The following is a 23874-nucleotide window of genomic DNA, read 5'->3' on the forward strand; positions in this document are numbered from 1 at the left end:
TACAAAAGCATCCTAATTCTCGGGATATTCTGAGCCGTTACAGCATCAAGGTATAGCGCGCTACAGCACGCCCGATCAATCTACCGGAATGTCGCTTCCAACACCGAGCTGGAGTGATATCTAGCTACCTGCGAGTAGATTGTGAAATCCTGTTTCTTCGAAAAGCTTGTAATGATGTTGTAGGCGAGTCAGACTATGTATCTTAGGGTGATTCTTACTGGTATATACGGTTCGTTGTCTTGGCGATACGACCTAACCCAAGATGGTAGCGCGTGGGTTTTTTGGCCGCTTGGTAATAGTAATACTGGAAGATGTTTTAATAATCATAGTTCTCTGCCCATGCATGTTATGCGCGGAAGATTCTATTACACATGTCCAAGCAAAGCTCTAGAGTAAGGTTGAGCTCTTGTTTCATGTATAGATCATCTTGAAGGAAAATTTATCCTAAGAGTGAAACCTGTTAGATACGATTGATACTTCTGGGCATGAGGATTTTTACTTTACCCCGAGCGGTTTATCCCTCCTATGGATCTCAAGGTAATTATGAAAAATTTAGAGTCTCCGCAGTGATTTAGTAAATTTCTTATTTTATTCCTTGCCTTGCTTATCCAAAAGATGATTGTCCGATCGGCGCGTCACGCTGGTGACGATCCGAAAGGACTGCGGTTTTGCCTTTGAACCTCGCAGGGGCCAGTTTCGTCTTGTGCTGAGTTACCAGGTAGTCTAGTTTTTTTGATTATGTGCCCAAATGGTGGTTGAACCTAATGTAATGGGCTGGTGCCACAGCCTCCGCCACATCAAAGTCGATCTGAGCGGGTCGTCAGCGACACGCCTTTTGACGAGTTGTCGCGCTACCTGCGCTACCTTCTCAAGGGTGTGTGAGCCGATTATGGGAAATTTCGATTTCGTGGCTTCCGGCCATCTGTGTGACTTCAGCCAGTCGTCGGAAGTGCGGGCAATAAAGAACGCGGTCGCGATCCCGCTGGCTCGGCAACCTTAAGTTCATCGGTTTTTTAGGGGGAGTCGGATCGGTATCGTCAGGCTAATCTATCGACGTCGTTATCGGCTGGTTTGCTCAAGGTCCGGAGTTATTCTTTGTGGATCAGACTTCCGTTCGTTGCCTGAGTGAGTTGCTTGTCGGAAATGAGTTGCCAGTAAGCTTCCCGCACGACGGCAGGGGATTGCACAGCTGACACGGAACAGATGATATTGACAGCTGTGTCGGCGACCAGCCCGCTGTGGATCGATTGTTGAAGCCAACCGTCGGGGCGGGATACGGTGGTAGCCAGAGGAGCGATTAGGCCGAGCGTGAATGTCAAGTGCAAGAATTGAAGCTTGTCAACGAGATTGTGCGAATAGTGAGCGCGTTTTTCGCCGCGGTGGAAGTCGATCGCTGACTGCAGTGATCGTGGAGTACATCAATATCCACCGCGAAGAATTTGGGTCGATCCGATCTGTCGTGTGCTGTCTGAACAGGCTGACGTGCAGTTCACTCCGTCTACCTACGACACCGTCAGGCGGCAGATTTTGTGCGGGCAACCGATTTTACCGACACGTATGACGGCAAAACCCTGTTTGATCTGCAGATGGGCTAACCTACTGATCTGACGGTGTGCACAGGCTTTGGTGTGCTGCTAAACACACAGGTCACAGTTGGGGTCCAGACAAGGCGGCACAGCTGATGTGCATCGCCGGTATTGACGACGTAGGGCACAGTAATTTAAGTGCAACACTCGCACGATTGAGCACGACAAGCCTTCGCCGCAGCAGCATCCCGACCTGCTCGATCATGGCTGGTCAACGCCGACCCACCCGGATGAGTGATGGGTAGCGGATTGCACGTATGTGTGGACGCTGCAAAGGGTTTACTATACCGCGTTTTGTGTGGACGTGTTCTCCCCCAGCATCCTGGGCCGGCCGGTGATGACCAGCAAGATCGCGGTGCTTGGTCACATCGGTGCTTGATCAGGCACTGCTCACCCGCTATTGCACATAGCTCCGTGTCCCTATAACGGGTTTGATTCACCACGTAGACACAAGGGGAAAGCGGGAAGTCGGTATACGTCGATCAGCGTTCACCGAGGCGCTGCACGAGGCCGGTATCGTCGGGTCCATCAGCAGTGACCGCGACTTTTTGTGCATCGGTTGTGGGGTTCGGGCTGTAGGACGGTACAAATCTGAGTTAATCGACTAGCGTCCAACCTTCACCGGTCGCGTCGAACTAGAACGGGACACCGCCTCCTGAGTGCACTGGCACAACACGATCAGACTCCACCTCATCAATCCCAATACCGACCACCAGTCGCATACGAACAGCGCTACCATCAGACAGTCACCCCGACCGAAATGACATGAACCGATAATCTCCGACAACACCAGAACAGTTCAACATTGCGTCCAAGATTGCCTTTCGGTTGATTGGAGTTAAGCTCGCCTCAGCGGTGGCAGCCGCCAAAGGCTTTGATAATGATAGACAGTAAAGATAGTGGGAGCCGTCAAGCTAGTATATACCACCTGTGAACAGTGCAAACGTTGTTGAAACCAGCCGCCTTACTAAACAGGCGGGTGGCGCAACCGGAGACATTGCTGTCACTCCATTATTACGTACTGCTCTTCGGCTGTAGCGACACACCGTAGTATGTGAGGCTGGCTTAACAGCCACGACGCGCTGCGGTTGAACGCATTCGTGGCCGATATGCGCCCCGAAGAGTGTGCATATGACGTCAAGATATGGGGCCACAGACTCTTGTGCGACGAAGTCATAACACTAACGGAATTAAGACATTTAGTTGGTTCCATGGCTGGCGACGGCACAACATTCGACTAAAGTTAGGTCGAACTGCAGCAATTCAATTGGGAACACCGTCAGATATAGTGCGTGGCATATTTCTGCTGAATATTGTACATCAGTGCGATGGGTATGGGTCGGATACTAGTTGACGATGTGCTAGGACGCCCTGGGAGATAGCGCAGTGACCTGGGCGTGAACGTACCGAGGCCGTCAGGCACGGTGACGCTGTTGTTAGCCGATGTTGAAGAGTCGACGAAGCTATGGCAGAAGCGACCCGAGCAAATGGAGGCTGCCATCGCGGGTCTGGGTCGTGCGGTATCGGAAGCTGTCGCAACCCCACAGTGGGGTGCAGGTCGGACGAACAAAGCAAGGGTAACAGCTTCGTCGTCGAGTTTGATCGTGCCAGCGATGCCGCGGGTTGCGTGCTGGATCTGCAGCGCGCCCCGTTCGCATCGATCGAGCTGTGCATCGATCCTTACACCGGTGAGGTGCGATTACGCGATTAAGGCACTTATGCTGTTCTAACGATTAATCGGACTGCAAATTTGCGGGACTTGGCTTCTATGAGGCTAGGCTATGATAGCTGACTTAGTCGACTTAGTCATTGACAACCTCTTTCGGCCGATGCTTGGCCGGGTTGATCTCGGTAGTCACGTGTTCGGCGATCTATGGCATCCTGAACGGGTCATGCAGCTGTGTCACCCCCGACCTTCATAATAGCTTTCCGGCAGTGCGTACACCGAAACTCGTTCCCGCATTAACACTTCCCGTGCAGGTAAAGATTTTTGTCGGCCGCGATGCACCGAGAAAAGTGGTGCAAAGACTCTTGACGGACGACCGAATGCTGATGCTGACCGGTGAGGGCGGTGTGGGCAAGAGTAGGCTGGTGATTCAGGTTGTGGCAGCATCGGGATTTCTTGACGACTTAATCGTATTTTGATCTGGCCCTGCTGATCGATTCCGCGATCTTGCAGATTGCTGTCGTTCGTGCGCTGGCTTTGACCGATCAGCCGGGCCGCTTGAAGATTGGTGCAATTAAACATTTTATCGTCGGCCGCCACTAACTCATGGTGTTGGACAACTGTGAAATATGTTCTCGATATCTGTGTCAAGCTGACCGTTGCGCTTTTGGGGGGCCGGACCGGCATGGACGATTTTGGCGGCCAGTTGTCAATCGATCGGCGTTGTCGGCAAGATCACTTGGCGGGTACCGTCGTTGTGGCCAGCCGAGGCGGCAATCGAATTGTTACGCTGATCGCGCCCACACTGATTTAGCTTCGTCTTCCAAGTTGTCAGCGCTAATGCCGAGGCGGTGGGCAAGATCTGTAAGTGGCTATATAGCATACTCCCGGCCACCGAACTTGTTGCTGCGCAGGTGCGGTCGTTGTCGCCGGTCGATATCGCCTAGAGTGTAAACTATGGATTCTGACTGCTGATGGGTAGTCCGCGCAGCGCAGTGCGCTGCCAACAGACACTCTGCCCCATCGATGGATTGGTCGCAATACGTTGTTGACCGAGAGCGAGCGGATCTTGTTTCACCGGCTAAGTGGTCTTCACGGGTACGTTCGAACTGACCGCAGCGCGAGCTGGGACCAACAGTGACTTGGAGATCTATAAAGTTCTCGATCAACTGACGCTGCTCGTCGACAAATCGTTGGTAGTCGTCAAAGATGGCCAGGGTCGCACATGGTACTGGCTGTGGGAAAACGGTGCGTGAATACGCGTTAGAACGCTGGACGAATCCGGCGAAACCGACCTTCGATCCGGCAATGTGATTACTACAAGAAGACATTGACTTCTAGGCTGGATGCACTAGAGCAGTGCGACCATCTCGATCTGGTGGAGCCGGTTGAGCTGGTGATCGGCAGCCTGCGTACATGCTTCATCTGGAACCGCAACCACAAAGACTTTGGTGTAGGTGCATTGCAGATCACTTCCTGTCTGCAGCCGATTGGGCTCGGGCGTGGTTTGGCTTGATTCGATTTTGGACAACGGTAATGCCAGCTAGCTTACGGTATCAGCCAATGTTTGAGTGCGTGCGCTCGTGGACAAAGTGATGTTCAGCAGCTTGCTGGCAACGAGGACCGGTGCGCTGTGATGTGAGGTAGTATACAATTAATTACGTCGACGACGCTGTTGACGTCGATGAGTGAGATGACATCGTATGGTGTCGTCGATAACGTGGGAGCGCGTAGACGTGCCAGATGCCGCTTCTCGTTGCACTGAACAGTGAATCCGGCAATTATATGCCGTAGCGTGTCTTTATGGCGCGGCGGCCGAACTTCGACGGGCGGACAGCGGAGGTCTTCTTCAAGGTCGGGGAGGCCGACTACGAAGCCTAGATGGCAGCGCTTTGTGACGTCGATGGGTAAACGACAATTTCGCTTTCGCCTGAGCCTACGGTGCCGCTATGCCCATCGACGAGGCGATCCACTAAGCACACTGCAAGCGTGGAAAACACAAACGTTTGGAGCAGTGGCTGGGGTTGATTAACCTCTGCCGATTTCAACCGTTAGGTGCAGCTTGCGGGTGAAGGACAGGGCAATGTAGACTTTGTTAAGCGGCTGTTCGTTTGGCCGTTCATGGCCCAGTTCCGCGCCAGACTCACGACTAGGGTTCGCTTGTCTAACTTGCACAAGAAGCGATGTGCCACATCTAACCGATTCGATCTTTTCTTGGTCACAGCAGGCCCGTACTGAAGCCGACTAAAAACTGCCGATCCTAGCGATGTGCCATGATGTCCAAGCTGTCAAGAGTCAGGGAGCAGCAGTGGATCTCAATTTTTCAATTGTCACACGACCGGTCGAGCGTCTGGTCGCTACGGTACAAAATGGCCTGGAGGTCTTGAGGTTGGGGGGGTTAGAAACAGGCAGCCTTCCGTCGCCGTCGCAGATCGTCGAGAGCACGCCGATGTACAAGCTTCGACGGTACTTTCCGCCCAGTAACCAGACCGGGCAACCGCCGGTGGGAGTGCCGGTGCTGATGGTGCACCCGATGATGATGTCGGCGGATATGTGGGACGTCACTCGGGAGGAGGGCGCGGTAGGCATCTTGCACGTTAGGGGGCTTGATCCCTGGGTCATTGACTTCGGCTCACCCGACAAAGTCGAGGGTGGAATGCGTCGGAATCTGGCCGACCACGTCGTAGCCCTCAGCGACGCGGTCGACACTGTCAAGTACGCCACCGGTAACGATGTACATTTAGTTGGGTATTCACAGGGCGGCATGTTCTGCTACCAGGCTGCTGCATACCGGCGTTCGAAGAACATCGCTAGCATCGTGGCTTTCGGCTCACCAGTTGACACTCTGGCCGCGCTGCCCATGGGTATTCCACCAAACTTTGGCGTGGCACTTGCCAATTTCATGGCTGATCATATCTTCAACCGCTTGGATATTCCAAGCTGGTTGGCGCGTACCGGTTTTCAGATGTTAGATCCGCTCAAGACGGTCAAAGCTCGGGTCGACTTCGTGCGTCAGCTGCACGATCGTGAAGCTTTGCTGTCGCGCGAACAGCAGCGCCGATTTCTTGAATCCGACGGGTGGATCGCGTGGTCGGGTCCGGCAATTTCCGAGCTGCTTAAGCAGTTCATTGCGCACAATCGAATGATGACGGGCGGTTTCGCTGTTAACGGGAAGATGGTGACGTTAACCGATATCACCTGCCCGGTGCTGGCTTTCGTCGGTGAGGTTGACGACATCGGTCAGCCAGCATCAGTGCGCGGCATTCGGCGGGCAGCACCCAACGCCGAGGTCTACGAATCTCTGATCCTGACAGGACATTTCGGCCTGGTCGTGGGATCCAGGGCGGCGCAGCAAAGTTGGCCGATCGTCGCCGAATGGGTGTGCTGGCTAGCCGCTGATGCTAACAAGCCGGCGAATATCCATACGATGCCGGATCAGCCGGTCGAACACACCGCCAGTGGCGTTGCGATTAGCTCTCGGTTCGCGCACGGACTGGAGGAGGTTTCCGAAGCGGTGTTGGCGCTGGCTCGCGGCGTGGCCGATGCGGTTGTGGCTGCCAACAGATCCGTGCGCACGCTGGCTGTGGAGACAGTCCGAACGCTGCCACGTTTGGCCCGGCTCGGACAGCTCAATGACCACACTCGGATCTCGCTAGGCCGTATTATCGGCGAACAAGCCCACGATGCCCCACGGGGCGAATTCCTGTTGTTCGACGGACGTGTGCATACCTACGAGGCTGTCGACCGGCGAGTCAACAACGTCGTCCGAGTTCTGATCGCGGTCGGGGTGCGGCAGGGTGACCGTTTAGGTGTGCTGATGGAAACTCGTCCCAGCGCACTGGTAGCCATTGCAGCACTGTCTCGGCTGGGTGCGGTTGCCGTGATGATGCGGCCAGATGCCGATTTGGCCGCGGCGGTCCGACTCGGACGAGCAACCGAGATCTTGACTGACCCCGCCAATCTTGGCGTAGTACTTGCTTATGGTCGTCAGTTGACGGGTCAGGTACTGGTGCTGGGTGGCGGTGAGTCGCGTGATCTGCACCTGTCGGAGGACGCCTTGCAGCAAAACCAAGTCATTGACATGGAAAAGATCGACCCGGATGCCGTTGAGCTGCCGGCCTGGTATTGGCCCAACCCGGGATTGGCTCGGGATCTGGCGTTCATTGCGTACAGCACAGTCGGTGGCGAGTTGGTCGCCAAGCAGATCACTAACTACCGGTGGGCGGTCTCAGCCTTCGGAACTGCCTCAACAGCCGCTCTCGATCGCAGGGCCACAGTGTATTGCTTGACGCCGCTGCATCACGAGTCCGCGCTGCTGGTCAGCCTGGGTGGTGCGGTCGTTGGTGGTGCCCGCATCGCGCTGTCGCGCGGTTTGTGCTCGAACCGGTTCGTGCACGAGGTGCGTCAATACGGCGTCACCGTCGTATCCTACACCTGGGCTATGCTGCGCGAACTTGTCGACGACCCGGCGTTTGTATTGCACGGTAATCATCCGGTGCGGCTGTTCATCGGCTCGGGCATGCCGACTGGCTTATGGGAGCGGGTCATTGAAGCGTTCGCGCCAGCTCATGTTGTCGAATTCTTCGCTACGGTCGACGGACAAGCTGTACTGGCTAACGTATCGGGTGCTAAGATTGGCAGCAAAGGTCGTCCGCTGCCCGGCGCTGGGCGTGTCGAGTTGGGCGCCTACGATGCCGAACAGGACTTGATCCTAGAAAACGACCGCGGCTTCGTACAGGTCGCCGACGTCAACCAGATCGGTGTTCTACTCGCTGCGTCCCGCGGGCCGATCGATCCGACTGCGTCTGTCAAACGCGGCGTCTTTGCTCCGGCAGACACCTGGATATCAACCGAGTACTTGTTCCGCCGCGACGACGATGGGGACTACTGGCTTGCTGGGCGGCGTAGTTCGGTGGTTCGTACCGCACGCGGATTGGTTTATGCCGAACTAGTGACCGACGCGCTTGGCTTCATCACTGGGGTCGATCTTGTTGCGACCTACAGTGTGGCGATGGGTGACCGTGCCTTGGCGGTGTCGGCGGTGACACTGTTGCCCGGAGCGACCATCACGGCGGCCGACTTGACCGAAGCCGTTGCCAACATGCCTGTCGGACTGGGGCCCGACATTGTGCACGTGGTGCCAGAGCTGACGCTCAGCGCGACCTATCGTCCAATCGTTGGTGCCCTGCGCGCGGCCGGGATTCCTAAAGTCGGACACCAGATATGGTATTTCGATTCCGCAAGTAATCAATTCAGGCGGATGACTCCGGAGGTGCGGGCGGAGCTAGCCGGTAAACATAAGCACACCCATGCTTGACGATTTACTGCTGAGCATTCTGGTGTGCCCAGCTGATCGGGGGCCCTTGTTGTTGGTTGACCAAGACTATGGAGCAGGTGGCCAGTTGCTTTACAACCCGCGACTGCGGCGTGCCTATCGCATCGACGATGGCATTCCGGTGCTGTTGGTCGACGAAGCCCGCGACGTAGACGACGACGAGCACGCCCGGCTTATGGCACAAGCACCTCCGACAGATCCTCAGTGAGGTAGCGGCTGGCAGGGTCGACAGCAACGCACATGGCTTGATTATAGCAATGTAGCGAATCATCAATGACGCCCATCAATTGCGAAGCGACGAATTGGGTGCGGATTTTCCAGTCACTGTAGGGTTGTTGACCTGCGTACCCACTTCCACGGTTGACCACTTCCTGTAGAAAAATTGAGTGTGCCAAATTCCCCTTGGGGCCCTAGACCAACGACCGTAACGTGACCGATCAGCCCCGCACCCGGGTCGGAATCCCAGATTGGCAGCAATAAAGATGACAACTTGTATCCGGGTTCCTCGACGGGGTTCCCGCATTGGCATGATCACCGCTATGGGATCGATCGGAAAGTGGATCGCACCAGCTAACAGCTGCTGCTCAGCACCGAAATAGTGATGCATCAGGGTGGTATCGACTCCGACGGTCGCGTCCACCTACCATATGGATGTTCTATCAATACCGTTGTGCGTAAACAGCTCTCGAGCTCTAGCCAAGATGCGTTTACGGGTATCGGAACCTCCGGAAGCTCTCCTGTGTTTTGGTTTGGTGGCCAACGTGCTAAGCTATCGATCGTTTCACTGTTGCTGCAGCTAGGAACAACGATGATAGCGCCAAAACCATCATGACTATGAGATGTCGTGCACTGCGATGTGGGCCAGTTCGGAATGTGCGCTTACTCGCTGCAAGGCCTCCAATGCATAGTTGGCCGGCATCATGTTGCTGGTCTATTGCAGCCAGAGCACCATCAACGTTCGTCGCACAATGATGCTGGCCAACAGCAATTGGGGAACCATCACCAACGAGATGACTGCACGGCCTTAAACTCCTTGTAGGCAAAAGTGCTAAAAGAAACCCTATAAGCATCGCGTTGACGACTGCGATCACCAATACCCATATCGGGCTTCCTGCGGTATCAACACCGAAGAACCAAAACGACACGATGCACGCCACGACAGCTTGGTTAGCCGCGGCAATCGAGAATACGGTCCCGTAGGTGAGCAGCAGATTGAACTGGCGCAGCGGAGTGGTCATGGCTGCGCTCCACCGTTTCCGTTGCATTGTGGCCGAGGTGATGATGAACATCACGGAAAACGGGAAAAGGTCCAGCAGGATCAGACAGGCTTTGTTAAACAGCTAAGGGGTTCCTGGACGCTGCGGGGGATTGTCGAACATGAAATACATCAGCGTGATAACCAATATCGGCACCAAACATGATCATCGTGACGCTGCGGTGGTCGGCGGCGAGCTGCCGCAGAATCCGCGTCGTGGTAGCAGCGTAAGTCTGGACGGATCCTATCCGGTTTGGGGCGCGGTGCTGTGTCTGATGACGGACAGAAACGTTTCCTTCAGTGACGTGCATCCGGCGTCCTCTCTGAGTCGGGCTGGGTTGGTGCGGTCGATCAGGTGGTCGTCACGCATCAGCAACAGGTCACCACAGTAGTCGGATTCATCCATCACATGGCTGGATACCAGCAGCGTATGTCAAGTCGGTGAACTACTCTTAGATATCCACTCGCAGTACGGGGATCCAGGACCACCGTCGGTTCATCGAGCACAAGCAGTGCGGGCCGACAAACTAGGGTGTACGCCAATGACACTCCGGTGCTCTCAACTGTCGGAGTAGTTGCCGCAGAACGCAGTTCGATGATTCGTTAACCCAACCCGCTCGATAGTGACATCAGCGGCGTGGCTATCGAAGCCAGACAGCGCGGTGAGGTAGCGTACATTATCGATGATGCGTAGATCGTGGGGTCCTGCAACATATATCCGACTTGACGGCATAATCCCACTCGGTCATCCCTTTTACTCAGCACCGTGATGGTTTTTTGGGGTGTCCGGTAACGATCTGGGTGCCAGCGATGCAACACATCAGTGTGGTCTTACCGCAGGGTGATGGATCAAGCAGACTGATTAGACTACGGCCCTGGGCTATATCCACCGAGAAATTGTGCGGGGCTGGACATTTGCAGCGAAATCGCCAGCAGGTGCTTGCTGTTTACGACTGCCGTCGCGCCATCTGACATTAATTCATCGTGTGATGAACTCATCATGTGATGAATTCCGTCTCCTAACAAGGGGTTGTCAAGTGCTACAGCGTTGTTGTGGTGGTGACCCGTTGCGCGCAACTCCGCTGCGCTTGCTATCACCACGGCGGTGCACAATCTGTGCCGTGAGTGCTGACCAATTGGTTGTTGACCCGGTCGCTGCCGCGCATCGGCTACTCGGTGCCACTATCACCAGCCGGGGAGTGTGCGCCATCGTCGTTGAGGTGGAGGCGTACGGTGGGGTTCCCGACGGCCCCTGGCCTGACGCCGCTGCCCACTCCTACCGCGGCCGCAACGATCGTAACGCCGTGATGTTTGGGCCGCCCGGCCGACTCTATACCTACTGCAGCTACGGCATCCATGTATGCGCCAATGTCTCGTGCGGACCTGATGGGACGGCTGCCGCAGTCCTTATTCGTGCCGGCGCTCTCGAGAACGGTGCCGACGTCGCCCGGTCTCGGCGTGGCGCGTCAGTCCGTACTGTTGCGTTGGCGCGTGGACCCGGAAATCTGTGCTCTGCCTTAGGAATTACTATGGATGACAACGGTGTTGATGTATTTGATGCTGACAGCCCGGTGACATTGGTCCTCAATGAGGCTCAGGAAGCGATGTCGGGTCCACGCGTTGGAATCAGTCACGCCGCCGACCGACCCTGGCGATTGTGGCTGCCCGGCCGACCTGAGGTCTCGATCTATCGTCGAAGTCCCCGAGCACCGGTTCCCGGTGCTAGCGACTAGCCTCTTTTGGATGTCTTCCAGCATCCTCGACGAGCTGGGCTGGCGTGGGTTGGTCGCACAGTCCACCGACCTCGATGTGCTAGCCGCCGAGTTGCGGCGTGGACCGATGACGGTTTACGCTGGCTTCGACCCTACTGCGCCTAGCCTGCATGCCGGGCATCTGGTACCGCTGCTAGTATTGCGGCGCTTTCAACGCGCCGGCCACCGCCCAATCGTGCTCGCGGGTGGCGCTACGGGCATGATTGGTGATCCGCGCGACATCGGTGAGCGCACACTAAACGAGACGTACACCGTCGCGGAATGGTCCGAGCGAATCCGCAGACAGCTGGAACGTTTCGTCGAATTCGATGATGCTGCCAAGTCTAGGACCGGCGCCATCGTTGTCAACAACCTGGAATGGACGAGCCCGATGTCGGCGATCGAGTTCTTGCGCGATGTCGGCAAGCATTTTTCGATCAACGTGATGCTAGATCGGGACACCATCCGGCGACGGTTGGACGGCCAAGGGATTTCTTACACGGAGTTTAGCTACATGCTTTTGCAAGCCAACGACTACGTAGAGTTGCATCAGCGCCATGGTTGTACGCTGCAGATCGGCGGTTCGGATCAGTGGGGTAACATCATCGCTGGAGTTCGCCTGGTGCGCCAAAAGCTGGGCGCCACAGTGCATGCGCTCACAGTCCCGCTGGTGACCGCTGCCGATGGCGCCAAGTTCGGCAAATCGACCGGAGGCGGCAGTTTATGGTTGGATCCAGAGATGACCAGCCCGTACGCTTGGTACCAATACTTCGTCAACACCGCCGACGCTGATGTCATTCGGTACCTGCGTTGGTTCACTTTTTTGTTGCCCGACGAACTAGTCGAGCTGGAGCAGACGATGGTCTCACGCCCACAGGAACGTGCTGCACAACGTCGACTCGCCACCGAACTCACGGTTTTGGTGCATGGCGCAGCGGCAACCCAGGCTGTTGAACATGCCAGCAGGGCATTGTTCGGTCAGGGCGAACTCACTCGCCTTGATGAAGTGACGTTGGCGGCGGCATTGCGCGAGACAGTGGTTGCTCAGCTGAAACCTGGCAATCCCGATGGGATTGTCGATCTGTTGGTGGCCAGCGGTCTGTCCCCTAGCAGAGGCGCGGCGCGGCGCACGATCGGTGAAGGTGGGGTGTTGGTCAACAACATTCGCATTCAGAGCGAGGAATGGACCCCCCGGACATCGGATTTCCTGCACGGCCGCTGGCTGGTGTTGCGCCGCGGCAAGCGGAACATCGCTGGGGTAGAAAGAGTATAGAGCGGGTTGGGGTGATCACTAGTTACTAGGACCCGGATAGCTGACTTCGATGGGCCCGAACTGCGGTCACGGCTGCCGGAGCGAGCGGGGGCGGTGGGGCCAAATCGTAGAACGAGTTTGTTTGGTCATCAGGGTCACGTTTAGCCATCTCTATGTGGTTCTCTGGGGACCCATCGCGACCTGAACAGGTGCTTGAGGTGAATGGCGTCGGTATGTCACACGTTGAGATGCGGTTTATGGCGAGCTAGGCGGTCGCGCAACGTCGGTGCCTGGGCGGTCATGGCGCGCGATTCGAGCAGCTTCAGGTGCGCGTCGCACAACAGGTCGAGGAAGTGCTGGATGTCGGAAGCGACCGGGTGAACACGAGGGTACGAGTGGTAAGTTAAGTAATGTCGAGATCACAACGGGGTCGTCGGGCAGGCTCTTGTTTTCTCGGCCGTGAGCCACTGCACCCTGACGGTTTCGGGAAAGCTGGTATTCGCCGATAATGCCGGTGGCCAGCACATAGTGGTGAGCAACGATTTGCAGCGCGCGCCGGCAGCGGTTGGCGATTATCTTGGTGACGGCTCGGTAGGTGCGTTGGTGAGCTATGCTGGGCTTGTCGGGGTACTTCAGCGTTCAGTACCAGGCAGTAGCCTGCTCGAACACAGGCGAGCACGCCCACCAGTCAGTAGTACATACGTTCAGCATTGACAAGACAGCTTCGTTGACGACATCGCTGGGGAACTCGCCACCGTCGGTGGTTGCTATCGCAACGAGAGTGGTTGGGGTCCAACGCAGCCGGGGCGGCGCACTTCCTTGTGCCGCACTGAAGGGTACTGAGATAAGAGCTGTTCGACAACAAGCATTGTTGACTGAGCGCAGGCCGTACGGCAATGGTCGTCCGAACGCAATGTGTGTCACCACTTCGTCATAGGTAATAATAGTTCCGATCTCGGTGACACTAACAGTGGGATTCTCTGTGACGATGATCCGTAGCTGGGTGATTATGCTCGACTTTTCGAGCAGGACTTGCATCGGCCATAAGAGCGAGGATAAGTAGGGTCGGTGCCGATGATTTTACATGACTGGAACGCAGCCGTCGGCGAAGTCGCATACAACTGTCAACAGCTTGAGTCGCCATCGACGTTGCTGCAGCCGCCACAAGATCGTTTAAGCTAGCTGGCGGCCGGGGCTTTTCAGGATATTGGCTGAGCGGAGGGCAGCTGGCGTATTGTTCGCTGCGCCGCGGAGTAAGTATGTGCTATGTGCCCAGGCGAGCCGATGGTAAATCGTGAACGGCAGATCTTCGCGGGCTACGCTAATAGCCGTCAGGCGTGATGGGGCGGCTTCGCTGATCGTGTGCGACAACGTCACGTTGGGTTCGTGGTGTGGTCTGCTGCTGGTAAAGGACACATCAATTGTTGGTGAGGTAAGCGTGGCCGCGGATCAGTAGAAGCCATCTCAGGTATCGACCCGGGCGATCTGCAGGTGGCTTCCGGCCCGGTGAGTCATCTCGATCAAGTTGACACTATCCGAGTTGGCGACACCACTGATCGGCACTTCGAACAACGTTGACCCCCGCGCATCGGTGGTCACGGTGTGACGCTTCATGATCTCTTATAGGGTGCGCGGACATCTGCGTGGTAGCATGGTGCCTGAGGTCAATCCTGTGGTGTCTATCGAAAGCATCTGTGGTCATCAACCATTGCTGACTGCGATATTGACCCGGAAGGTGGTTTATGGCACCCAGGTTTTGGCAGCCGATTGGTAACGTGATGGCGCTTATGCGGTCGATCTTGGCGCTCAGGTGGAAAGCGCTTTCCGCCGGGTGAAGTTATGTTGCGATACCCTAAGGTAGGGTGGACTCGATATCCGTTTTGGTCGTGGTTAATAAATCGGGTGTGACGTTCTCGCAATGCCGATTATCTATGGATTCCATGGCAGCGGAGACTTGGGCCGCGCGGTAGATGGTTACTTTTCCTTGACTGACCAACAAGGTTGGTGGAGGTGGGTCGCCCGGTTTGCATGGCGGGAATTCCGAGATCGTCGAGTTAGGTTAAGTTGGCGACTCTGGTGACGCCAGCCGTTTTCAGCAGAGGTTGAACGGCCAGCCCGGTCTGCTTGGGGAGGTTATGCTGTGTCCGATCAGTGGCCAAGTATCGTGGAAGTCGCTATTGCCCAATACACCTGCTGGCCAGTTTGACCAATTTGGCCTCATTGGCTTCGTGGTGTCGAGTCGGTAGAATTTTGACCTAGTAACTTAAACTAAACCGAGTTGGCGTTGGCGCGTTAGAGGATTACGGAGTTGCTCCCGGCGCTTAATCTTTGGTCGTGGAGAGGTGCTTCAGCGGGGGCATCTGGAATTGGGGTAAAAGGCTATGGGACCCCCGCTGGGGTCTATATATCAACTAATGAGGTGTTCGCAGTATCGAACTCGCATTATAGAATGTGGTCGATGCCTCCAATCCCTATCCCGCGACACATAAGCGGGATAAAGATCCTGCCGATTTCTTTCTCAAGGCATAGTTTTCAGGGTTTACTCTGGTTTGCCGGCCCACGAATTGTTGGGGTACGGGAGGAAATGCGAGTTCCTCATCGAGGGGATCACATTATCATCCGATTGATGAAAACCCTGCCCGGGTTCCCGCATACGCCCACGGACGTCCGTCCTGCAATTGGTGACTGTACTGTCTTTTAGTGTGAACCGATAATATTGTCGGCTCCATAATGGTTCAGTGTTAACAAGCGTAGTGCGGTACCAAAGCGCACTAGTGTGCAATAATTTAATCTTGCTGTGTTGTATAGTGGAGCCCATGTCAATCACTGATTTTATGTGCTTTTGCGTTACATAGGTAAACCGCTAATCCTTTATAGGATGCAAATGTAAATGATTCTAACGAAATCAGATTAACCACAGCGGAACTGCCGGTGCTCAGCCGAAAGTCCGGCCCGAGGCGTGTGCACAGTGGTGGCAACATGCGTAATCGTGGAGCCCTTGCACATAATCTCTAGAGCGAAATCTCAGAAGGGTTTTGAGGTGGACTATACGAATGGTCGCCGACAGGCATGGTCGCAGCGGTGCGCGACGACCGTGCTCGGAATCCGGCGACGCGCAGCGGGGCAGGCCGCCGCCGAGTGGGAGGCTTCCTGGTCAGACCCGAATCGTACGTGTTCAGTCCAGCCGCAAGGCACTGCCCCCCGGCGGTGATCAGGAAGGCGCCCTAAGCCACGCCCGCTGCTCGAGCCCGCGCCAGCAGGATCGCCGCTAGTTGCGAGGCCGTCGCAATAGCCTCCTACCAATGTGGCGGTTGGGCCCAGGTATTGGCCTGAGTTGCACACTGCCCGCAGAATGGGCAGCAAGTCTGCTGTTGCTTGCGTTGATCGCTGATGGTGAAACGTGGACTTGGCCGTCCGCAGTAGGCGATCGAGTTAGCTCGGGACCCGACACCGCCCAGTTTAGTGAGGATGGCGCTGACGAGTTGCATATCGTCGTCGCTGGTGCGTGAGCCGGTCTTGGGTAGCTTGAGCAAGCGCCGACGGTGTGGTGCATTTTGCAGCTGGACCCAAGCCGTGTCGTCACCATGGCTGCGCGGTCGTTCTACGCTTACGCCGACACGCTGTTAGAGCTCGGTCGCAGCGACGAAGCGATGTACTGGTTCCTGTTGTCCGCAGTAATGGCTGTGGAAGATGTCACCGAAGTCGAAGATCGGGTAAGCGAGCTGGGTTAAAGCGACCAGCTGGTGGACATGATAAATAATGATGAAGTATTACGCAGGAAAATGGCTCTTTGCTGATAGATGAGGCTTGGACAGCACGATTTTTCTCGGCTGTCAACTCCCCCCGCCGGTGCGGTGTAGTCGTTAGGTGGAGCCTCGAGTCGCACGCTGTTTGTCACTAACAATTCATACCTTAGCCCTGATGATGTTGCGGCGCACTTGCGCGAACTCGACTGCACCACCATCGGTGAAGCCGCAGTGGCCAATGACCAGATTGTGGCCCACCTGCTAGCCTAGGAGTTGCTGTCGGGTTCGCCGGTGCTAATCGTGGGCATCGAGTCGCTGGCCAATGAAATTTGTCGCCGTCGGGCTGCGTGCTCTCCGACCGTGGGAAGGACAAGCCTGTCATCGTTGTCCACGGAACTCGCCCTACCACCGGTTGGCCCGATCTTGCTGAGGCAGCGTTGGCCATCCGGGTCGATGCCCGATGTGTGGCAGGCCTGATACGTGGCAGCAAACATCGGCTACCCTCCTCTGCCCACCTAGCGAAGCTTGCTGCCCGGTAGCGGCTCCATGGTGGCCGTCCTGAGAACGGCCACCGGTGTACAGTCCCGGGTGACAAGCAAGCCGGCACCCAGGCTGCTGACGGATGCGTTGGCACCGAAGCGATTTCCGTGCCCCCTTGGTGGTCGGCGACAAGTTGGATACCGACATCGAGGGCGTTAACGCCGCGGAGCTTCCCGGTCTGATAGTGCTCACCGGAGTGAACCACTCGGCGACGTAATATACGCTAAGTTGGTTCAAAGGCTTCATAGGCCACGACTTACGTTCGCTGTGCGAGTTTTGCGAATTGCCTCGCGGTGAGGCCGTGCTCGGCATGCCGTGTCGACCGATATCGACGATGGGCCGGTAACGGTCAGCAGCAATGGCAACCGTCGGGGATATGGACAGGTACTTCACGGTTCACGTCACCGTCAGCGCGTTACGGGATGCGCAGTTGAAGATGATGGCCGTTGCGCATCGCAGTCGGTAACGACCGGGCCCGCGACGCGCTGCATCGCTGGTCCCCTGTGCAGCACGATTAGCCGGTTACTAGCGTAGGAACGCAATGACTATCGATCCTGATCAGATTCGCGCCGAAATCGATGTCCTGCTTGCCCAGCTGCCTGACTTCGCCGACTTAGAAGCTTCGGTAAGCGGGCTATCTCTTGCCCAGCTCGAAGAGATAGCGCTCCGTTTTTCCGAGGTGCATTCCGTGCTGTTGCAGGCCCTGGAGTCGGTGGAGAAAGGTTGAGTGCGTCGTGGTCCGGCGTGTCCGCGTTGACGTCGAGTTGGTTCGACGTGGTCTCGCGCGGTCCCGTCAGCAGGCCGCGAAATTGATAAGCGCCGGCAAGGTGAGCATCGACGGTTTGCCGGTAGTCAAGCCTAGCACCGTCGTGACCATGACCGCGGTCCTGACCGTCGCGGACGATGGTGAGCGTAGTTGGGTGTCGCGCGGAGCGCACAAACTTATGGGTGCGCTGGACACTTTCGGGATCCCGGTCGCGGGGCGTTGCTGCCTTGACGCTGGCGCGTCTACGGGTGGATTTACTGAAGTTCTGCTGGATCGCGGGGCCGCCGAGGTGGTAGCTGTGGATGTGGGGTACGGTCAGCTGGCCTGGTCGGTGCGCTGCGATCCGCGCGTGATCGTTATCGAACGGACCAACGTGCACGACTTGTCACCCGAACTGATTGGCGGGCCGGTTGATTTGGTGGTGGCCGACCTGTCGTTCATTTCATTAGCCACTGTCTTGCCGACGTTGGCTGGCTGCGCATTACCGAGCGCGGATATCGTGCCTATGGTGAAACCTCAGTTTGAGGTGGGCAAGGGCCAGGTGGGTCCCGGTGGGGTGGTTCGCGACCTGCGGCTTCGTGCCGATTCAGTGTTGGCCGTCGCGCATCGCGCTACAGAGTGCGGATGGCGCACCATGGATGTAACTGCCAGCCAGCTTCCGGGTCTGTCGGGCAACGTTGAATATTTCCTGTGGCTACGCGCTCAGACCGATCGGGGGCTTTCAACTGATAGGCTGGAGGAAGCCGTGCAACGTGCCATCGCAGAAGGCCCGCAGTGACTCGTCACAAAGCGGCGCAACGGACTGTGCTGCTGGTCGTCCACACCGGACGTGACGAAGCAACCGAGACGGCTCGGCGTGTAAAAAAAGTTTTGGGTGACAATGGAATTGCACTTCGGGTGTTATCTGCTGAGGCGGTCGATAGGGGATCGCTGCATCTTGCTTTCGACGATATGCGTGCAATGGGTGTTGATATCGAGGTGGTCGATGCTGACCCGCACGTTGCCCAGGGCTGCGAACTGGTGCTGGTGCTCGGTGGTGATGGCACCTTTTTACGTGCCGCTGAGCTGGCTCGCACCGCCCGCATCCCCGTGCTGGGTGTCAACCTGGGCCGGATCGGCTTTTTGGCGGAGGCCGAAGCGGAGGCTATTGATATTGTGCTGGAGCACGTCATCGCGAGGGGCTACCGCGTGGAGGAGCGCTTGACGCTCGACATCGTGGTACGCCAAGGTGGGAGCATCATCGATCAGGGGTGGGCACTTAACGAAGCCAGTTTGGAAAAGGGTCCGCGGCTGGGCGTGCTCGGGGTGGTCGTCGAAATCGAAGGCCGGCCGGTGTCGACGTTCGGCTGCGACGGGGTGTTGGTATCGACCCCCACGGGATCCACCGCCTATGCTTTCTCGGCAGGTGGTCCGGTGCTGTGGCCAGATCTCGAAGCGATCCTGGTAGTACCCAACAACGCTCATGCGCTGTTCGGCAGGCCGATGGTTACCAGCCCCGATGCTGCCGTGGCAATTGAGCTAGAGGCTAACGGCAATGACGCACTGGTGTTCTGCGACGGTCGCCGCGAAATGCTGATACCGGCCGGTGGACGGCTCGAGGTGACTCGCTGTACCACACCAGTGAAATGGGCGCTCCTGGATAGCGCGCCGTTCACTGACCGCTTGGTCCGCAAATTCCGGTTGCCTGTGACTGGTTGGCGCGGGAAGTGATGGCGTTACCTGGTGCGCACTGAATGCTGACGGAAATACGAATCGAGTCATTGGGCGCTATCAGCGTTGCGACCGCTGAGTTCGATCGGGGCCTTACTGTGCTGACCGGCGAGACCGGTACTGGCAAGACCATGGTGGTGACCGGGTTGCATCTACTTGGCGGGGCTCGCGCCGACGCAAGCCGTGTCCGATCAGGAGCTAACCGTGCGGTTGTTGAAGGCCGGTTCACGACGACTGACCTAGACGATGTTGTGGTCGCGCAGCTTGATGGGATGCTTGACGCGTTGGGAGCAGAGCGCGATGAGGATGGCAGCGTGATCGCGCTGCGCTCGGTCAGCCGAGACGGGCCTTCTCGCGCCTATCTCGGTGGTCGCAACGTGCCGGCCAAGTCACTGAGCGGTTTTACCACTGAGCTGCTTGCCCTGCACGGGCAAAACGATCAACTGCGGTTGATGCGGCCCGAGGAGCAACGCGCCGCGCTAGACCGTTACGCGGCTGCAGGCCCCAGTCGTGAGCGCTACCGTGAGCTGCGTGATGCCTGGTTGTTGGCGCGGCGCGACCTGATCGATCGCCGCAATCGGATTCGGGAACTTGCCCAAGAGGCGGATCGGCTGAAATTCGCGCTGAGCGAGATCGATAGTGTCGATCCGCAGCCAGGCGAGGACAACGCGTTGGTCGCTGACATCGTTCGGCTTTCCGAATTAGATATGCTGCGCGAAGTCGCGGTTAATGCGCGCGCGGCGCTGTTCGGGGCGCTTGACGATGTGGACGTGTCAGGCTCGAATGCTGTTGACCGTCTGGGGCAGGCGAAAGCTGCGCTGGAATCGACCGATGACGCAACGTTGCGGGCGTTCGCCGACCAAATCGGCGAGGCACTGACGGTGGCTGTCGACGTGGGTCGTCAGCTCGGCGACTATCTGGAGGAACTGCCGGTCGATGCTAGTGCACTGGAGTCCAAGCTGGTCCGTCAAGCCCAACTGCGCACACTGACCCGCAAGTATGCCGCGAATATCGACGGGGTGTTGCAGTGGGCAAGCGAGTCACGCGAACGGCTGGAGCAACTTGACGTTTCCTCTGACAAGTTGGCCGGTATCCAATCTCGTGTCGATGAGTTGGAAAGTGAATTATCGCAAGCCGCAGTCGATCTCGGCAAGCTTCGACGTGATGCAGCCTTTAGACTGGCCAAAGAAGTGACCGCGGAGCTGTCTGCCTTGGCTATGGTCGATGCGGAATTCACCATTAGCGTGACTACCGATCTCATACCGTTTGCTGACTATAATAGTTCCGCCACCGTCACGCTGCCCTCGGGCGGAGTGGCTCGGGCCGGCGCCGACGGTGTCGACCAGGTCGAGTTTGGCTTTGCTGCGCATCGCGGTATGACGGTGCTGCCGCTGGCGAAGAGCGCCTCTGGCGGCGAGCTTTCTCGAGTGATGCTCGCTCTAGAGGTAGTGTTAGCTACTTCGGCGGCGGGCACCACGATGGTGTTCGATGAGGTTGATTCCGGCGTTGGCGGCTGGGCCGCGGTGCAGATCGGACGTCGGTTAGCGCGGCTGGCCCGCACCCACCAGGTTATTGTGGTGACACATTTGCCACAGGTCGCCGCCTACGCTGATGTGCATCTGGTGGTGCACAGTGCCGGGCCCGACGGCGCCAGCGACGTACGTCGTCTGGCTAGCGACGATAGGGTGGCCGAGTTGGCGCGGATGCTGGCGGGGCTTGGTGAGTCCGATAGTGGCCGCGCACACGCCCGTGAATTGCTCGATGCCGCGCAGAACGATAAGAACTAACCTGTGCATGCTGCTGCGAGCGATCGTGTCCGCAAGTCGACGCTCCGCAAAACCTGTACATCTGCAGAGGTTCGTGCGATCAAGTCGGTACAATCTGTTACAGATGTGACTGCAGAAACTAATGATATTAGAGTTACGGCGCGTCTCCTAGGTCCAGCCGCATTTGACAGCCAAAATTGCCCTATGAGGATGTCAGCGTTGCTTTCCCGCAATACCTCCCGGCCGGGGCTGGTTGGGACCGCTCGAGTTGACCGGAATATCGACCGATTGCTACGTAGAGTCTGCCCCGGCGACATTGCGGTTCTCGACGTCTTGGATCTGGATCGGATCACAGCTGATGCGTTGGTGGAGGCCGATATCGCGGCCGTCGTTAACGCATCGTCGTCAGTCTCGGGCCGTTACCCGAATCTGGGTCCGGAGGTTTTGGTCAATAACGGGGTCAAGCTTATCGATGAAACTGGACCGGAAGTCTTCAAAAAAATCAGGGACGGTGCCAAGGTTCGCCTTCACGAAGGCGGCGTGTACTCTGGCGACCGCCGGCTGATCTGCGGCACTGAGCGCACCGACCATGACATTGCCGATCTGATGCGGGAGGCCAAAAGCGGGCTAGCCACCCACTTGGAAGCCTTCGCCGGCAACACCATTGAATTTATCAAAAGCGAAAGCCCTTTGTTGATTGACGGCATCGGCATCCCCGACGTCGACGTCGACCTGCACCGTCGGCATGTGGTAATAGTTGCTGACGAGCCTAGTGCCGCCGATGATCTGAAGTCCCTCAAGCCATTCATCAAGGAGTATCGTCCGGTACTGGTTGGCGTCAGCGGCGGTGCGGATGTGTTGCGAAAGGCCGGTTATCGTCCCCAACTCATCGTCGGTGACCCTGAGCGGATCAGCACCGAAGCACTTAGGTGCGGTGCTCACGTGGTGTTACCCGCTGACGCTGACGGTTACGCGCCTGGTCTGGAACGAATTCAGGATCTCGGGGTCGGGGCAATGACGTTTCCAGCCGCTGGCTCGGCCACCGATTTGGCACTACTGCTGGCCGATCATCATGGCGCGGCGCTGCTGGTCACGGCCGGACACACTGCCAATATCGAGACGTTCTTCGACCGAACACGTACGCAGAGTAACCCATCGACCTTCCTTACTAGGCTGCGGGTGGGGGAGAAACTAGTGGACGCCAAAGCAGTCGCCACCCTCTACCGCAACCATATTTCGGTTGGCGCCGTTGCTTTGCTGGCGTTGATCATGTTGATCGCGGTCATTGCCGCGCTGTGGGCATCACGCACTGATGGTGTGGTGCTGCAAGGGGTTATCGACTACTGGAACCGCTTTTCCCTTTGGATACAGCGCCTGGTCACCTAATTTCCCGAGGGATGTACACCCATGATCTCGTTACGCCAACATGCGTTCTCGCTTGCTGCAGTCTTCTTGGCGTTGGCTGTGGGAGTTGTACTGGGTTCCGGCTTTTTGTCAGACACTTTGTTGTCCAGCCTGCGTGACGAGAAACGGAACTTATACACGCAAATCAGCGGGCTCAACGACCAGAAGAACATACTGAACGAGAAAGTGAGTGCAGCAAATAATTTCGATAACCAGCTGCTAGGTAGGATTGTGCACGATGCGCTTGGGGGCACGTCGGTGGTGCTCTTCCGCACGCCAGATGCAAAAGATGACGATGTCGTTGCGGTGTCGAAAATCGTGGTCCAGGCCGGAGGGACGGTCATCGGAACGGTGTCGCTGACTCAGGAATTTGTCGATGCCAACTCTGCGGAAAAACTTCGCACCGTGGTTAATTCGTCAATCCTACCCGCCGGTGCGCAGTTGAGCACCAAGCTCATCGATCAAGGTTCGCAGGCTGGCGACCTGCTGGGGATCGCGTTGCTGATTAACGCTAACCCGGCCATCCCCGATGTCGGAGAAGCTCAGCGCGGTACCGTCCTGGTGGCACTGCGTGACACAGGCTTCATCACCTACCAGACCTACCATCCAAATGATCACCTGGGAGCGGCGAACGCCGCGCTAGTCATTACCGGCGGTTCACTACCCCAAGATGCCGGCAATCAAGGGGTCAGCGTGGCCCGGTTTGCCGCCGCGCTAGCCCCGCATGGTTCTGGCACCTTGCTCGCTGGCCGGGACGGTTCAGCGACGGGAATCGCCGCCGTGGCGGTGGCACGCGCCGATGCTGGCATGGCCGCTGCGATCAGCACCGTCGATAATGTCGATGCCGAGCCTGGGCGGATCACCGCGATCCTGGGCCTGCACGACTTGCTCAGTGGCGGTCATACCGGGCAGTACGGCATCGGCCACGGGGCTACCTCGATCACCGTGCCCCAGTAGGTTCGAACCCCAGTAGCTGCAGTGTAGAGCGTGTTTGCCGCGCCACAACAGGCTGGGTGTTAAGGTGAGGTTCCGTAGGTTGGCAGGCGCAGCTGGCAACGGCCAGAAACATCTGGGCAGAGTCCTGGAAAACATGAGCT

The 23874-nt window shown here is 57.2% G+C and carries 18 protein-coding genes and 2 pseudogenes; 16 read left to right on the plus strand and 4 right to left on the minus strand.

The annotated features are described in order from the left end of the window. Positions 1-3132: 3132 nt before the first annotated feature. The 5 genes from MLPF_RS08805 to MLPF_RS08820 all read left to right on the plus strand — a co-directional run bounded on the left by MLPF_RS08805 (position 3133) and on the right by MLPF_RS08820 (position 8795). Positions 3133-3297 (plus strand): hypothetical protein, encoded by a 165-nt coding sequence (locus MLPF_RS08805; RefSeq protein ID WP_156147097.1) that lies wholly within the window; start codon positions 3133-3135, stop codon positions 3295-3297. Between the two features lie 308 nt (positions 3298-3605). Then, positions 3606-3731: a hypothetical protein gene (locus MLPF_RS15795; RefSeq protein WP_282435804.1), complete on the plus strand. Its 126-nt coding sequence runs from the start codon at positions 3606-3608 to the stop codon at positions 3729-3731. A 606-nt stretch (positions 3732-4337) separates the two neighbouring features. Beyond that, a complete protein-coding gene (locus tag MLPF_RS08810; RefSeq protein ID WP_156147099.1) occupies positions 4338-4508 on the plus strand; it encodes a hypothetical protein in 171 nt (56 codons plus the stop codon). 1010 nt (positions 4509-5518) lie between these two features. After that, positions 5519-8569, plus strand: a complete 3051-nt coding sequence (locus tag MLPF_RS08815) for an acyl-CoA synthetase (RefSeq protein WP_156147100.1) — start codon at positions 5519-5521, stop codon at positions 8567-8569. Then, positions 8562-8795, plus strand: a complete 234-nt coding sequence (locus MLPF_RS08820) for a Trm112 family protein (protein WP_045843088.1) — start codon at positions 8562-8564, stop codon at positions 8793-8795. Before MLPF_RS08815 ends, MLPF_RS08820 begins: the two co-directional genes overlap by 8 nt. Before the next feature lie 21 nt (positions 8796-8816). Here the strand turns inward: MLPF_RS08820 and MLPF_RS17505 are convergent. Both MLPF_RS17505 and MLPF_RS08830 read right to left on the minus strand, forming a co-directional pair. Then, a pseudogene (locus tag MLPF_RS17505) lies at positions 8817-9347 on the minus strand (TetR/AcrR family transcriptional regulator); the annotation flags it as partial. A gap of 739 nt (positions 9348-10086) precedes the next feature. Beyond that, a pseudogene (locus MLPF_RS08830) lies at positions 10087-10844 on the minus strand (ATP-binding cassette domain-containing protein). 119 nt (positions 10845-10963) lie between these two features. Between MLPF_RS08830 and MLPF_RS08835 the strand changes: the two are divergent. Both MLPF_RS08835 and tyrS read left to right on the plus strand, forming a co-directional pair. Then, positions 10964-11575, plus strand: a complete 612-nt coding sequence (locus MLPF_RS08835) for a DNA-3-methyladenine glycosylase (RefSeq protein WP_162196918.1) — start codon at positions 10964-10966, stop codon at positions 11573-11575. 10 nt (positions 11576-11585) lie between these two features. Then, a complete protein-coding gene (tyrS, locus tag MLPF_RS08840) occupies positions 11586-12866 on the plus strand; it encodes a tyrosine--tRNA ligase (protein ID WP_045843112.1) in 1281 nt (426 codons plus the stop codon). Between the two features lie 618 nt (positions 12867-13484). On the opposite strand, the gene MLPF_RS08845 is transcribed toward tyrS, so the two are convergent. Further along, complete coding sequence (locus MLPF_RS08845; protein WP_050039105.1) at positions 13485-13883, minus strand: hypothetical protein; 399 nt, start codon at positions 13881-13883, stop codon at positions 13485-13487. A 426-nt stretch (positions 13884-14309) separates the two neighbouring features. Continuing rightward, on the minus strand, positions 14310-14459 hold the full coding sequence (locus MLPF_RS08850; RefSeq protein ID WP_175266407.1) for a hypothetical protein: 150 nt from the start codon (positions 14457-14459) through the stop codon (positions 14310-14312). Positions 14460-16156: 1697 nt separating this feature from the next. On the opposite strand from MLPF_RS08850, the gene MLPF_RS17510 reads away from it, so the two are divergent. The 9 genes from MLPF_RS17510 to MLPF_RS08895 all read left to right on the plus strand — a co-directional run bounded on the left by MLPF_RS17510 (position 16157) and on the right by MLPF_RS08895 (position 23734). Further along, a complete protein-coding gene (locus tag MLPF_RS17510) occupies positions 16157-16354 on the plus strand; it encodes a hypothetical protein (protein ID WP_236685016.1) in 198 nt (65 codons plus the stop codon). 33 nt (positions 16355-16387) lie between these two features. Continuing rightward, positions 16388-16576: a hypothetical protein gene (locus MLPF_RS17515; RefSeq protein ID WP_236685018.1), complete on the plus strand. Its 189-nt coding sequence runs from the start codon at positions 16388-16390 to the stop codon at positions 16574-16576. A gap of 673 nt (positions 16577-17249) precedes the next feature. After that, complete coding sequence (locus MLPF_RS17520; protein ID WP_236685020.1) at positions 17250-17348, plus strand: HAD hydrolase-like protein; 99 nt, start codon at positions 17250-17252, stop codon at positions 17346-17348. A 324-nt stretch (positions 17349-17672) separates the two neighbouring features. Further along, a complete protein-coding gene (locus tag MLPF_RS08870) occupies positions 17673-17858 on the plus strand; it encodes a hypothetical protein (RefSeq protein WP_045843089.1) in 186 nt (61 codons plus the stop codon). Between the two features lie 7 nt (positions 17859-17865). Next, on the plus strand, positions 17866-18675 hold the full coding sequence (locus tag MLPF_RS08875; protein ID WP_045843090.1) for a TlyA family RNA methyltransferase: 810 nt from the start codon (positions 17866-17868) through the stop codon (positions 18673-18675). Next, on the plus strand, positions 18672-19607 hold the full coding sequence (locus MLPF_RS08880; RefSeq protein WP_045843091.1) for an NAD kinase: 936 nt from the start codon (positions 18672-18674) through the stop codon (positions 19605-19607). Before MLPF_RS08875 ends, MLPF_RS08880 begins: the two co-directional genes overlap by 4 nt. Positions 19608-19630: 23 nt before the next feature. Next, entirely contained in the window at positions 19631-21394 is a 1764-nt protein-coding gene (gene recN / locus MLPF_RS08885; protein WP_045843092.1) for a DNA repair protein RecN, read from the plus strand. 183 nt (positions 21395-21577) lie between these two features. Next, positions 21578-22759 (plus strand): putative cytokinetic ring protein SteA, encoded by a 1182-nt coding sequence (steA, locus tag MLPF_RS08890; protein ID WP_045843093.1) that lies wholly within the window; start codon positions 21578-21580, stop codon positions 22757-22759. Between the two features lie 21 nt (positions 22760-22780). Next, the gene (locus MLPF_RS08895; RefSeq protein WP_045843094.1) at positions 22781-23734 is read left to right on the plus strand and encodes a copper transporter; all 954 of its coding nucleotides are present in this window, start codon (positions 22781-22783) and stop codon (positions 23732-23734) included. The last annotated feature ends 140 nt before the right edge of the window (positions 23735-23874 follow it).

Source organism: Mycobacterium lepromatosis, assembly GCF_000975265.2.
GTDB classification, from domain to species: domain Bacteria; phylum Actinomycetota; class Actinomycetes; order Mycobacteriales; family Mycobacteriaceae; genus Mycobacterium; species Mycobacterium lepromatosis.